The organism is Ectothiorhodospira mobilis (genome assembly GCF_016584115.1).
GTDB classification, from domain to species: Bacteria; Pseudomonadota; Gammaproteobacteria; order Ectothiorhodospirales; family Ectothiorhodospiraceae; genus Ectothiorhodospira; species Ectothiorhodospira mobilis.
In genome coordinates this window covers 1-11,722 of the sequence record NZ_NRSK01000049.1, presented here as the reverse complement: position 1 = coordinate 11,722, position 11,722 = coordinate 1, and the positions used below count along the sequence as shown (strand labels likewise).

Annotated in this window: 11 protein-coding genes, 1 pseudogene and 1 riboswitch; of the genes and pseudogenes, 7 read left to right on the top strand and 5 right to left on the bottom strand. The window is 69.3% G+C overall.

The window, feature by feature from the left end; translation table 11 throughout:
* The 4 genes and pseudogenes from CKO33_RS13735 to CKO33_RS12845 form a co-directional block, all read left to right on the top strand.
* A pseudogene (locus CKO33_RS13735) lies at positions 1-218 on the top strand (hypothetical protein); the annotation flags it as partial.
* Between the two features lie 23 nt (positions 219-241).
* Positions 242-449, top strand: a riboswitch (cobalamin riboswitch).
* A 290-nt stretch (positions 450-739) separates the two neighbouring features.
* Positions 740-1,741, top strand: a complete 1,002-nt coding sequence (locus CKO33_RS12855) for an ABC transporter substrate-binding protein (RefSeq protein ID WP_200182630.1) — start codon at positions 740-742, stop codon at positions 1,739-1,741.
* Positions 1,738-2,814, top strand: a complete 1,077-nt coding sequence (locus tag CKO33_RS12850; protein ID WP_200182629.1) for an iron chelate uptake ABC transporter family permease subunit — start codon at positions 1,738-1,740, stop codon at positions 2,812-2,814. The genes CKO33_RS12855 and CKO33_RS12850 overlap by 4 nt, the downstream gene beginning before the upstream one ends.
* Complete coding sequence (locus tag CKO33_RS12845; RefSeq protein WP_200182628.1) at positions 2,811-3,578, top strand: ABC transporter ATP-binding protein; 768 nt, start codon at positions 2,811-2,813, stop codon at positions 3,576-3,578. Before CKO33_RS12850 ends, CKO33_RS12845 begins: the two co-directional genes overlap by 4 nt.
* Here CKO33_RS12845 and aroC read toward each other — a convergent pair.
* The 3 genes from aroC to prmB form a co-directional block, all read right to left on the bottom strand.
* The gene (gene aroC, locus CKO33_RS12840) at positions 3,557-4,639 is read right to left on the bottom strand and encodes a chorismate synthase (protein WP_200182627.1); all 1,083 of its coding nucleotides are present in this window, start codon (positions 4,637-4,639) and stop codon (positions 3,557-3,559) included. The genes CKO33_RS12845 and aroC overlap by 22 nt on opposite strands.
* A 103-nt stretch (positions 4,640-4,742) precedes the next feature.
* The gene (gene hemN / locus CKO33_RS12835; protein WP_200182626.1) at positions 4,743-6,131 is read right to left on the bottom strand and encodes an oxygen-independent coproporphyrinogen III oxidase; all 1,389 of its coding nucleotides are present in this window, start codon (positions 6,129-6,131) and stop codon (positions 4,743-4,745) included.
* A gap of 119 nt (positions 6,132-6,250) precedes the next feature.
* Positions 6,251-7,168, bottom strand: coding sequence for a 50S ribosomal protein L3 N(5)-glutamine methyltransferase (gene prmB, locus CKO33_RS12830; RefSeq protein ID WP_200182625.1), 918 nt, complete (start codon positions 7,166-7,168; stop codon positions 6,251-6,253).
* Positions 7,169-7,253: 85 nt separating this feature from the next.
* On the opposite strand from prmB, the gene asd reads away from it, so the two are divergent.
* The gene (asd, locus tag CKO33_RS12825; protein WP_200182624.1) at positions 7,254-8,123 is read left to right on the top strand and encodes an archaetidylserine decarboxylase; all 870 of its coding nucleotides are present in this window, start codon (positions 7,254-7,256) and stop codon (positions 8,121-8,123) included.
* A gap of 8 nt (positions 8,124-8,131) precedes the next feature.
* Here asd and epmA read toward each other — a convergent pair whose 3' ends face one another.
* Positions 8,132-9,082 (bottom strand): EF-P lysine aminoacylase EpmA, encoded by a 951-nt coding sequence (epmA, locus tag CKO33_RS12820; protein WP_200182623.1) that lies wholly within the window; start codon positions 9,080-9,082, stop codon positions 8,132-8,134.
* Positions 9,079-9,642 (bottom strand): elongation factor P, encoded by a 564-nt coding sequence (gene efp / locus CKO33_RS12815; protein WP_200182622.1) that lies wholly within the window; start codon positions 9,640-9,642, stop codon positions 9,079-9,081. The genes epmA and efp overlap by 4 nt, the downstream gene beginning before the upstream one ends.
* Before the next feature lie 134 nt (positions 9,643-9,776).
* Between efp and epmB the strand changes: the two genes are divergently transcribed.
* A complete protein-coding gene (gene epmB, locus CKO33_RS12810) occupies positions 9,777-10,799 on the top strand; it encodes an EF-P beta-lysylation protein EpmB (RefSeq protein ID WP_242472634.1) in 1,023 nt (340 codons plus the stop codon).
* A 109-nt stretch (positions 10,800-10,908) separates the two neighbouring features.
* Positions 10,909-11,722 (top strand): cyclic-di-GMP receptor FimW-related protein (locus CKO33_RS12805; protein ID WP_500683417.1); only part of this gene is annotated, 814 nt, incomplete at its 3' end.

Sequence of the window (11,722 nt, the reverse complement as noted above, 5' to 3'; positions counted from 1 at the left end):
ACCAGCGCCTGTATAACCATCACATCGGCCAAAAGGCGCTGGGACATCGCACCCCGGTGGAAACCCTCAAGGCCTGGCAACAGGACCGCCCCGATCTATTTCGAAAACGCGTATACAATCAGGCGAGACCTGACAGCACAGCCCGTATCAAACCATCATCCGCCTTGCCTGTCCATGCTGTTCCCTTAGTCGGGAAAAGGGACCCGCGCCGGCGTTGACCCCCATCCGTTCCGCCAGTAGGCTTTGCCCCGTCTACAGGTGTACGGGAAGCCGGTGACGCCGCCTCGCGGCCAGTCCGGCGCTGTCCCCGCAACGGTAGGCGGGCAAGGCAGGACCCAGCCACTGCGCCGCACGTGTCCCCAGGGGCAGGCGGTGTGGGAAGGCGTTCTGCCAGGGGCCATCCGGCCCCGGCCCGCGAGCCCGGAGACCGGCCTGTGTGACGTTCATGCCAGCGGCGGGGAGTCCGCGATGGCGATACCGTCTGCCGGTGCGGGCATCCCGCGCCCGTGTATCCCGTCCTGAGCTCCCCCCCTGGAACCCTTGCCACGGCTGCGGGAGACACGCCATCCAGACCCCCCAACGATTCCGTTCCATCCCGTTCCGTCCCCTTCCGGTTCCGGTTCCGGGGATGCTGCTCTGCCTGGCCCTGCTCCTGCTGCTCCCCGTCGCAGCCTGGGGCAGCGGAGAGACCGGGAAACGAACCGACGATGACGGATCCGCATCCCATACGGTCCGGGACATGCTCGGTCGCCAGGTGACCGTCCCGCAGGAGATCCGGCGCATCGCCACGGTGAACGTGGACGCCTTCCGCATGCTCCTGCACCTGCAGGTCCAAGACCGGATCGTGGGGATCCCCAGTGACATGTTCGGGTCCAGGATTTCCCGCAACCCGACCCTGGAGGCCCTGGCCTTTGATCGGCTGGAGGACACCCCCCGGGTCGGGGGCGGCCAGCCCGGGTCCGAGATCCATCTGGAAAAGGTCCTCGCCACGGACCCGGACCTGTTCATCCTGTGGTCCTTCAGTCATCGCGGCGACCCATCGGCCCTGGCGCAACAGGCGGACCGGATTCAGGAAAAGCTGGGGCTCCCGGTGATCGCCCTCAACACCCTGGGGGCGGACCCGGATGCCGGGAAGGCCCAGGCCACCCTGACCCGCGCCTACCGTCTGCTGGGGCGGCTGGTGCAGCGGGAGGAACGGGCGCAGCGGATCCTGGCGCGGTATGAGGCCACGGTGGAACGCGTCCAGGAGCGCATCCGGGATCTTCCCGCACCCCGGATCTACCTGGCGCACCGCAAAAACATCCTGCAGACCGTGCCCTTCTATCTGCCGGTGGCCCATCTGGGCCTGGAAAACGTGGCGGCGCAAGGAGGCGGCGGATATCACGCCGAGATCAGCGTCGAACAGTTGATCTATTGGGCGCCGGAGCACATCTTCCTGCACACCCCCTCCCGGGTCGGCCGCGTGGAGAGGGACGCCCTCACCCAGGATCCCACCCTACGGCATGTCCCGGCCGTGGCGGAGGGTCGGATCCACCGCTTCAAGGGCACCTACATGGGATGGGACCCGGCCACGGGACTGGTGGATCTGCTGCACATGGCCGGGGCCCTGTTCCCGGAGGCCATGGCGGACATGGACATCCCCGGTGAAAGTGAAGCGATCCTGCGGTATTTCTACGGCGAGAAAGGGCTCTACGGGTACCTGGCCCGGCAGAGCGGCCTCAAGGCCCCTCCCCGCCCGTGACCCTCTCCGGAGTGCTGGATCCCCAGGGACAGGCCACCCTGCGGGCCTACCGGGACCGCAACCGGTACCGCTGGGGCATTCTGCTGATCCTTCTGCTGGGCCTTGGGGCAATCCTGGCCGTGGGGCTGACCCTCGGCCCTTTCCCGATCCCCCTCGGGGACGTGACCCGGGCCCTGCTGCCCGGGATTCCATGGGGGGAGACCGATCCCCGCAGCGCGCACATCGTGCGCAATATCCGTCTGCCGCGACTGGCCACGGCCGGACTCGCGGGGGCCGGACTGGCCCTGGCCGGGGTCATCCTGCAGACCCTGCTGCGCAACCCCATGGCCTCGCCGTTCACCCTGGGATTCTCCTCCGGGGCCTCCCTGGGGGCCGCCCTGGTGATCATCACCGGATTCTCGGCCTTTGGCCTGGCCGGCATCGTCAGCCACGCCTTTCTCGGGGCGCTGCTGGTGTCTTTGGTCATCCTGGCCCTGGGGCACTGGAAGGGGGCCACACCCACCCATCTGATCCTGGCGGGCGTGGCCCTGATGTACTTCTTCAACGCCGCCACCACCCTGCTGGTCTATTTCTCGGATGTCTACGCCACCCGCGAGGTCATGTTCTGGACCGTGGGCAGTCTCAGCCGGGCCGGATGGGACAGCACCCTGTGCATCGGCCTGGCGCTGGCGCTCACCCTGCCGGTGTTCCTGTACCAGGCCCCGGGGCTCAACCGTCTGTTGCTGGGGGACGAGGCGGCCCGCGGCATGGGGCTGGCGGTGAAAAGGCTGCGCACGGGGCTGATCCTGCTGGTGGCCCTGCTGGTGGCCACCGTGGTGTCCTTCACCGGGGGCATCGGCTTTCTCGGCCTGGTGGCCCCGCATCTGGCCCGCATGATCATCGGCACCGACCACCGCTTCCTCATCCCCGCCACGGTCCTTCTGGGGGCCCTGCTGCTGATGCTGGCGGACCTGGTCTCCCTGCATGCCTTTCCCGGCACGGTGCTGCCCGTGGGGGTGGTGACCGCCTTTCTGGGTTCGCCCCTGTTCCTCTATCTGATCCTGCGCCGCCGGGAGGGCGCCCCCGCCACATGAGCGCCCCCGCCCTGGACATCACCGGTCTGCACTTCGGATATGGCCGCAAGGCCGTGCTCCTCGGGATCGACCTGAAGGTCTCCGCGGGGGAGATCGTGGCCCTGATCGGCCCCAATGGCTCGGGCAAGACCACCCTGCTGCAGTGTGCCGGCCGGCTGCTGAAGGCGGACCGGGGCGAGATCCGTCTGCTGTCCAGGCCCCTGTCCGGCCTGTCCCGGGCCCGGATCGCACGATACATCGCCTATGTGCCCCAGGTCTCCGACACCCTCTATCCCATGACGGTCCTGGAGAGCGTGCTGCTGGGGCTGGAGGGGGAGCGCTGGCGGTACCGCCCGGCGGACGTGGAACGGGCCGTGAGGCAGCTGGCCCGGCTGGACCTGCTGCACCTGGCCCAGTCGCTGCTGACGGAGATCAGCGGCGGGGAACGCCAGAAGGCGGCCATCGCCCGGGCCCTGATGCGGGAGACACCACTGCTGCTGCTGGATGAGCCCACCAATCACCTGGATCTGCGGCATCAGCGGGACCTGATCCGCATCCTGCAGCGGCGCAGCCGGGAGATGGGTCAGGGGATCCTGGTGGTGCTGCACGACATCAATATCGCCACCCAGCTGGCGGATCGGATCGCCCTGCTGCACGGGGGACGCCTCCTGGCGGAGGGGCCGCCCGCAGAGGTCATCACCCGGGACAGGATTCATACCCTCTATGGGGTGGAGACCGGGATCGTGCGCGACGGCTCGATCCCCTATCTCACCGGCTTTTCCTGAAGCCCGCCGTTCTGCCCGCGGTGGCGCAGGGCATGGTCCATGAGCACCAGGGCCAGCATGGCCTCGGCGATGGGGGTGGCACGGATGCCCACGCAGGGGTCGTGGCGGCCGGTGGTGACCACCTCCACCGGCTGGCCGTGCACATCCAGGGAACGCCCCGGCAGGCGGATGCTGGAGGTGGGCTTGAGGGCGATACTCACCCGCAGGTCCTGGCCCGTGGAGATGCCACCCAGGACCCCCCCGGCGTGATTGGAGAGAAAGCCCTCCGGGGTCATCTCGTCCCGGTGCTCGCTGCCCTTCTGCTCGACACAGTCAAAGCCATCGCCGATCTCCACCCCCTTGACCGCGTTGATGCCCATCATGGCGTGGGCGATGTCCGCATCCAGACGGTCGAACACCGGCTCGCCCCAGCCCGCGGGCAGGCCGGAGGCCACCACGTGGATGCGCGCCCCCACGGAATCCCCGGACTTGCGCAGCTCGTCCATGTAGGCCTCCATCTCGGGCACCCGCTCGGCGTCCGGGCAGAAGAAGGGGTTGGTCTCCACCACGGACCAGTCCAGGGCCTGGGCACGGATGGGGCCGAGCTGGGCCAGGTAGCCGCGGATGTCCACGCCGTACTGCAGCTGCAGGTACTTGCGGGCGATGCCGCCGGCGGCCACGCGCATGGCCGTCTCCCGGGCGGAGCTGCGGCCCCCGCCGCGGTAGTCGCGGATGCCGTATTTCTGAAAATAGGTGTAGTCGGCATGGCCCGGACGGAACTGTTCGGCGATCTGCGAGTAGTCCTTGGAGCGCTGGTCCTCGTTCTCGATGAGCAGGCCGATGGGGGTGCCGGTGGTGTGCCCCTCGAACACCCCCGAGAGGATGCGCACCCGGTCAGGTTCCCGGCGCTGGGTGGTGTGGCGGGACTGCCCCGGACGCCGCCGGTCCAGATCCCGCTGCAGGTCCGCCTCGGTCAGGGGCAGCCCCGGCGGGCAGCCGTCCACGATGCAGCCCAGGGCCGGGCCGTGGCTCTCGCCGAAGCTGGTGACGGTGAAGAGTCTGCCTAGGGTGTTTCCGGACATGTTCGTGGTTTCCCGGCGGGGCCCGCCGCTAGGGGCCGCCCGGACCTCCGCCGCGGCGGCGGACAGGGGGCGGAGGGGACGGGCCCCGCAGGGCCCGTGACGATCAGATCACGCGGGAGAAGCGCTGTTCCTTGGCCTCACGCAGGTAGCGGTCGAAGGTCATGCAGATGTTGCGGATGAGCAGCCGCCCCGCCGGCAGCACGGTGATGGCATCCCCCGTCACCTGGAGCAGGCCGTCCGCCTGCATGCCCTCCAGGGCCTTGAGCTCCTGGGCGAAGTAGTCGGTGAAACGGATGCCGTGGACCTTCTCCACGTCGGCGAAGGCCAGTTCGAAATGGCAGATGAGGCGGGTGATGACGTCCCGGCGCAGCAGGTCGTCGGCGTCCAGCTCCACCCCGCGGAACACCGCCAGGCGGCCGGCGTCGATGCGCTCGAAGTAGGTCTCCAGATCGTGGCGGTTCTGGCTGTAGCTGTGCCCCACCATGCCCACGCTGGTGGAGCCCAGGCCCACCAGATCGCAGTTGGAATGGGTGGAATACCCCTGGAAGTTGCGATACAGGGTGTGGTCCCGCTGGGCCACGGCCAGTTCGTCGTCGGGCTTGGCGAAGTGGTCCATGCCGATGTAGACATAGCCGGCCTCGGTGAGCTGCTGGATGGTCTGCTGCAGGATGGCCAGCTTCTCCGAAGGGCTGGGCAGGTCCGCCTCGTTGATGCGCCGCTGCGGCTTGAAGCGGTCCGGCAGGTGGGCGTAGTTGAAGACGGAGACCCGGGCCGGGTCCACCTCGATGATCTTCTCCACGGTGTGGCCGAAGGTCCTGCGGTCCTGGTACGGCAGGCCGTAGATCAGGTCCACGCTGGTGGAACGGAACCCCAGGCGGCGGGCCTCATCCAGCACCCCCAGCACCAGGGATTCGCTCTGCACCCGGTTGACCGCCTGCTGCACCCGCTGGTCGAAGTCCTGCACCCCCAGGCTGATGCGGTTGAAGCCCAGCTTGCGCAGCAGGGAGAGGGTGTGGTCATCCACCTCCCGGGGGTCGATCTCGATGGAGTATTCGCCGGTGTCATCGTCCAGCAGCCGGAAGTGCTCGGCGGTGCGCTGCATGAGCTCGGTCATCTCGTCGTGGGAGATGAAGGTGGGGGTGCCGCCGCCCCAGTGCAGCTGGGTCACCGGACGGCTGCGGTCGAACAGCTCCCCCTGCAGTTCCATCTCCCGGTACAGGCGGTCCAGGTAGGGACGGGCGCGGGTGCGGTCCTTGGTCACCACCTTGTTGCAGGCGCAGTAGAAGCAGACGGTGTCGCAGAAGGGGATGTGGAAGTACAGCGACAGCGGGCGGCCGCTGGCGTTGGTCTCCCGGGCGATCTCGGCATAGCGCTCCGCCGTGAAGCCCTCGTGGAACTGGACCGCCGTGGGATAGGAGGTGTAGCGGGGACCCGCCGTGTTGTAACGGTTGATCAGGTCCAGATCGAAATCGATGGTCTGCGACAAGCTCATGGCGGTAGGTTACCCGGCGATGATGTGTGGCTGGATGTCGTAATCCTTCAGGATAAAACGGCCGGCGGAAAAAGGCACGGGATGGCATGCCGCTCCACTGACCCAGCGCAATTGCCCCCTCAACCCGGCCCGCCCGGCAGCGCCTCCCGGAGCTGTTCCCGGGTGAGCAGGAAGACCCCCTGCCCGCCGTGCTCGAACTCCAGCCAGGTGAAGGGCACCCGGGGCAGCCGCGCCTCCAGGGCCGGGGCGCTGTTGCCCACCTCCACCACCAGGATGCCCCCGGGGGTGAGGTGGTCGGCGGCCCGTTCCAGGATGCCCAGGGTGGCCTCCAGGCCGTCCTCGCCGGAGGCCAGCCCCAGGGCCGGTTCCTGGCGGAACTCCGGGGTCAGGGCGGCCATGTCCGCGGCATCCACGTAGGGGGGATTGCTCACGATGAGATCGTAGCACCGCCCCTCCAGGGCGTCGAAGAGATCCGATTCCACGGCCTCCACCCGATCCTCCAGGGCGTGGCGGCGGATGTTCTCCCGCGCCACCGCCAGGGCGTCGGCACTGACATCGGAAAGGTCCACCCGGGCCCCGGGGAAGACATGGGCGCAGGCGATGCCGATGCAGCCGCTGCCGGTGCACAGATCCAGCACCCCCGTGACCTCCTCCGGGTCCAGCCAGGGGGTGAAGCCCCGGGCGATGATCTCGGCCAGGGGGGAGCGCGGCACCAGCACGCGCTCGTCCACGTAGAAGGGCAGCCCCATGAACCAGGCCTCACGGGTCAGGTAGGCGGCGGGCTTGCGCGTCTCCACCCGCTGCTGCAGGAGGTCCGCGACCCGGGCCCGCTCCTCCCGGGTGAGGCGGCAGTCCAGCCAGGGGCCGGACAGGTCGGGGGGCAGGTGCAGGGCGTGCAGCACCAGCCAGGCGGCCTCGTCCAGGGCATTGTCGGTGCCATGACCGAAGGTGAGTCCGGCCGCGGTGAAGCGGCTCAGACCCCATCGGATGAAGTCACGGGCCGTGACCAGGTCGTCGATGTCCGCTCGGGTCGTCATGCATCCAGGCGATCAGGAAAGGGAGGGAGGATGATACCCTTTCCTCCCCGGGCACATAAGACCGCTGAAGGACGCGCAGACCCCCATGACCGATGCACCCGCCCCCCTCGCAGACCGCCTCCGGGCCCTGGCCCTGTACCTGCTGCCCCACCACGCCCTCTCCCGGATGGTGCACCGCCTGGCCCGGATGCAGACGCCGCTGAAGGATCCGGTGGCGCGGTGGTTCATCCGCCACTACGGGCTGGATATGGACGAGGCGGTGCACGCCGACCCGGCGGACTATCCCAGCTTCAATGCCCTGTTCACCCGGGCCCTGCGCCCGGGGGTACGGCCCCTGGACCCGCGCCCCGATGCCCTGCTGAGCCCCGCGGATGCCCGTGTGAGCCAGTTGGGGCGCATCCATGGGGACCGTCTCCTCCAGGCCAAGGGCCACGACTACACGGCAGCGGCCCTGCTGGGGGATGCGCAACGGGCCGCGCCCTTCCAGGACGGGGAGTTCATCACCCTCTATCTCTCCCCCCGGGACTATCACCGGGTGCACATGCCCGTATCCGGCAGCCTGCGGGAGACGGTCCACATCCCCGGGCGCCTGTTCTCCGTGGCCCCCTTCACCACCCGCACCATCCCCGGCCTGTTCGCCCGCAACGAGCGCCTGGTCTGTCTGTTCGACACGGATCAGGGCCCCCTGGCCCTGGTGCTGGTGGGGGCCATCAACGTGGGTTCCATCGAGACGGTCTGGGGCGGGGAGATGGGCAGCCGCCCCCGGGGGGCGCCCCGGGTGACGGATCACCGCGCCGCCCCCGTGGCCCTGGAGCGGGGTGAGGAGATGGGGCGCTTCAACCTGGGGTCCACGGTCATCCTGCTGCTGCCCCGGGGGCGGGTCCGCTGGGACCCGGAACTGGCCCCGGACCGGCGCGTGCGCATGGGACAGGGGCTGGGGACCCTGGCGGGCTAGGCCCCGGATCAGGCCCGGCCGGCGTCGAAGGCCAGGACGCGGCGGATGTCGTCCTCGCCGCTCAGGGCCATGAGCAGGCGGTCCACCCCCAGGGCCACGCCGGCGCAGTCCGGCAGACCGGCCTCCAGGGCCTGCAGCAGATGGGTGTCCATGGGGACATCGGCCAGACCCCGGCGGGCCCGGACGGTGCGCTCCGCTGCGAAGCGGCGACGCTGCTCGGCCGCGTCCCCCAGTTCATGGAAGCCGTTGGCCAGTTCCAGGGGCCCCCAGTACAGCTCGAAGCGCTCCGCCACCGGGGGATCCCCGGGGCGGATCCGGGCCAGGGCCGCCTGGCTGGCGGGGTAATCGTACAGGAAGGTGAGCGCCCCGGGCGGGAAGGCGGGGCAGACCACCGTGGACAGGAGCAGGTCCAGCCAGGCATCCCGGTCCAGTTCCCCCTCCACCGCAAGGCCCAGGTCCCGGGCCCGGCGGGCCAGGGCCGGGGCATCGTCCCCATGGGCATCCACCCCGGCATGGTCCGCCAGGGCCTGGGCATAGGTAAGCCGGCGGGTCTCACCGGCGCGCCCCTCGTGGTCCACGGCCCGCACCAGGGCCTCCACCTCGTCCATGAGGCGGTGGTGATCGAGGCCCACCCGATACCATTCCAGGAGGGTGAACTCGGGATTATGGTGCCGGCCGGCCTCGTCGGCCCGGAACACCCGGGCCATCTGGTAGCAGTCCCCCACCCCCGCGGCCAGCAGCCGTTTCATGGGGAATTCCGGCGAGGTATGCAGGAAACGCCGGCCGCCTGGCAGGTCCAGGGACAGGCTGCCCACCTGGGGATCCGTGGTGCCGGCAGCGGAGAGGTAGGGGGTCTCCACCTCCAGTACCCCATGGCGGGCGAAGAAGGCGCGCAGGTCCGAAAGCAGCCGTGCCCGCCGGTGCAACAGGGCCGGCGGGGCCCCCGGCCGCCAGCTCACGCGCGGGAGACGTACTCGCCGGTGCGGGTATCCACCCGGATCACATCCCCCTCATTGACGAACAACGGCACCTTCACCACCGCGCCCGTCTCCAGGGTGGCGGGCTTGGTACCGCCGGTGGCGGTGTCGCCGCGGATGCCGGGATCGCACTGGGTGATCTTCAGTTCCACGAAATTGGGCGGGGCCACCGACAGGGGGACGTTGTTCCACAGGGTGACCACGCACATGTCCTGTTCCTTGAGCCACTTCATGGCCTCCGCCACCGCGGTCTCGCCGGCGGCATACTGCTCGAAGCTGTCCGGCACCATGAAGTGCCAGAACTCGTCATCGGCATAGAGATACTGCATCTCGGTGTCGATGACGTCGGCGGCCTCCACCGACTCGCCGGACTTGAAGGTCTTGTCCAGGACCCGCCCCGTCTTCAGGTTGCGGATCTTGACCCGGTTGAAGGCCTGGCCCTTGCCGGGCTTGACGAACTCATTCTCCACGATGACACAGGGATCACCGTCCATCAGGATCTTGAGTCCGCTCTTGAATTCGTTGGTGCTGTAGCTTGCCATAGGTTCTCCACACCGGGCCGCCGGCCCGATCGCTTGCAGGGTCGTATTCCCTTGATCTTCGGGACATGTCTGGCGCATCACGGCGGCGGGGCGGCACAATGCCCCGCTCACGTCCTGCCCCGGTAAAATCATCCATGATAACCCGAATCCCCGCCCATCGTCAGGAGCCCATGGCCGCCGCGCAGGACGCAGGGGCCCCCCTCACCGATGCCGTCACCCTGCTCGAACGGCTGGGGCTGGACCCCGCCCTGCGCCCCGGGGCCGAGCGCGCCGCCGCCGATTTTCCCCTGCGCGTGCCGGCCGCCTATCTGGCACGCATCCCCCCGGGACAGCCGGATGATCCGCTGCTGCGCCAGGTCCTGCCCAGCGCCGCCGAACTGGACGCGCACCCCGGATTTGGCCCCGACCCCCTGGAAGAACGGGAACGCATGCCCGTGCCCGGACTCATCCACAAATATGCCGGCCGGGTCCTGCTCATGCTCACCGGGGCCTGCCCCATCCATTGCCGCTACTGCTTCCGGCGCCATTTCTCCTCCGCCGAAACGGCGTCACAGCGCCACTGGCCGGCCATCCTGGAGTACCTGCAGGGCCGCCCCGAACTGCGGGAGGTGATCCTCAGCGGCGGCGACCCCCTGGCCCTGAGCGACCGCCGGCTGGCCCATCGGGTCGCCGATCTGGCCGGGATCCGGCACCTGCATGTCCTGCGCCTGCACAGCCGGGCCCCCGTGGTCACACCGGAGCGGGTGACCCCGGCCCTGCTCCACACCCTGGACACCTGCCCCCTGCAGACGATCCTGGTGATCCACGCCAATCACGCCCGGGAACTGGACGGTCCCGCCCGCAACGCGCTGGCACAGCTGGCGCGGCGGGGGGTGCGCCTGTTCAATCAGTCGGTGCTCCTGCGCGGGGTCAACGACAGCGTCCCGGCCCTGGCGGACCTGAGCCGGGCCCTGTTCGACAGCGGGGTCCAGCCCTACTACCTGCACCTGCTGGATGCGGTGGCGGGGGCGGGCCATTTCCACGTGCCCGAGGACGAGGCACTGCGCCTCATGCAGGACCTGGGGGCCATCCTGCCCGGCTACCTCCTGCCCCGGCTGGTGCGGGAGATCCCGGGGCAACCGGGCAAGACCCCCGTACACGACCCTGTACCCGATTGATCCCGGTGCCCCTTTCATTACCCTCGAAGGGGGTATACCATTTAGTGAACTTCATCACAAAAGGTCGTTCCCAAAAGGAATTTGAACGCCACACCAGGAGCATGCCGGCATGCTGGTCGGGACCCCCGCGGCACCATCCGACAACGAGATCGTCCCCACCCAGCCCCGTCACCTCAAGCGGTGGCTGAAGGCCCTTCCCCTGGCCAATCCAGGGGAGACGACGCGGTTGTTCTGCGGTGCCCTGGAGCAGATCAATGCCCGGGACCTGCCCCCCGCCCGCCGCCTGGAACTCCTGGAGCTGATGCATCCCACCCGGTGCTACCTCCTGGACAAGCTCGGCCGGCACTTCATCAATCGCCCCCTCCCCCTGTCGCCCCGGGGGCAGCGCATCGCGGAACTCAACCGGCGGGTCCTGGAGGACGTGGCCCGGGGCTATCTCATGGCGGTGGAGGCCTGCCGCCTGGACGCGGACGTCCTGCGCCCCCGCCACCAGCTCCTGGCCATGTACCGCGCCCTCCACGCCCTGTACCAGCAGTTGTTCCACCTGGCCCGGCTCTACCAGCCCGTACCCCCGGGGCTGTGGCAGCGGATCCATGGGATCCATGCCCTGGCCGAGACCCGCGGCCTGGAGACACGGGCCGTGAAGGACCCGGAGAGGGCCTGCGGTTCCCGTTGCACCCTCACCGGGATCTACAAACAGGCCTGTCTCCTCGCCCTGGCCGACCCCCTGACCCTGCACCGGGGGGACGTGGAACGCCTCGCCCGCTTCCTGGAGCAGCACGCCGGGGAATGCATCCTGGGCCCGACCCCCATCCCCGACAACGGCGGCCATCTCTACGTGCTGGATCTGGCCGGCGATGCCCCGCCCGCCCACCGCCCCCGGGAAGAGGCCCCCGGTGCAGGGTCAGGGGGTCGGCCAGGGC

What these genes read in the sequence shown, in the direction of transcription:
- CKO33_RS12855 (WP_200182630.1), top strand. Translation starts at nt 740, where the DNA reads ATGCTCGGTCGCCAGGTGACCGTCCCGCAGGAGATCCGGCGCATCGCC.
- CKO33_RS12845 (WP_200182628.1), top strand. Translation starts at nt 2,811, where the DNA reads ATGAGCGCCCCCGCCCTGGACATCACCGGTCTGCACTTCGGATATGGC.
- aroC (WP_200182627.1), bottom strand. Translation starts at nt 4,639, where the DNA reads ATGTCCGGAAACACCCTAGGCAGACTCTTCACCGTCACCAGCTTCGGC.
- hemN (WP_200182626.1), bottom strand. Translation starts at nt 6,131, where the DNA reads ATGAGCTTGTCGCAGACCATCGATTTCGATCTGGACCTGATCAACCGT.
- prmB (WP_200182625.1), bottom strand. Translation starts at nt 7,168, where the DNA reads ATGACGACCCGAGCGGACATCGACGACCTGGTCACGGCCCGTGACTTC.
- asd (WP_200182624.1), top strand. Translation starts at nt 7,254, where the DNA reads ATGACCGATGCACCCGCCCCCCTCGCAGACCGCCTCCGGGCCCTGGCC.
- efp (WP_200182622.1), bottom strand. Translation starts at nt 9,642, where the DNA reads ATGGCAAGCTACAGCACCAACGAATTCAAGAGCGGACTCAAGATCCTG.
- epmB (WP_242472634.1), top strand. Translation starts at nt 9,777, where the DNA reads ATGATAACCCGAATCCCCGCCCATCGTCAGGAGCCCATGGCCGCCGCG.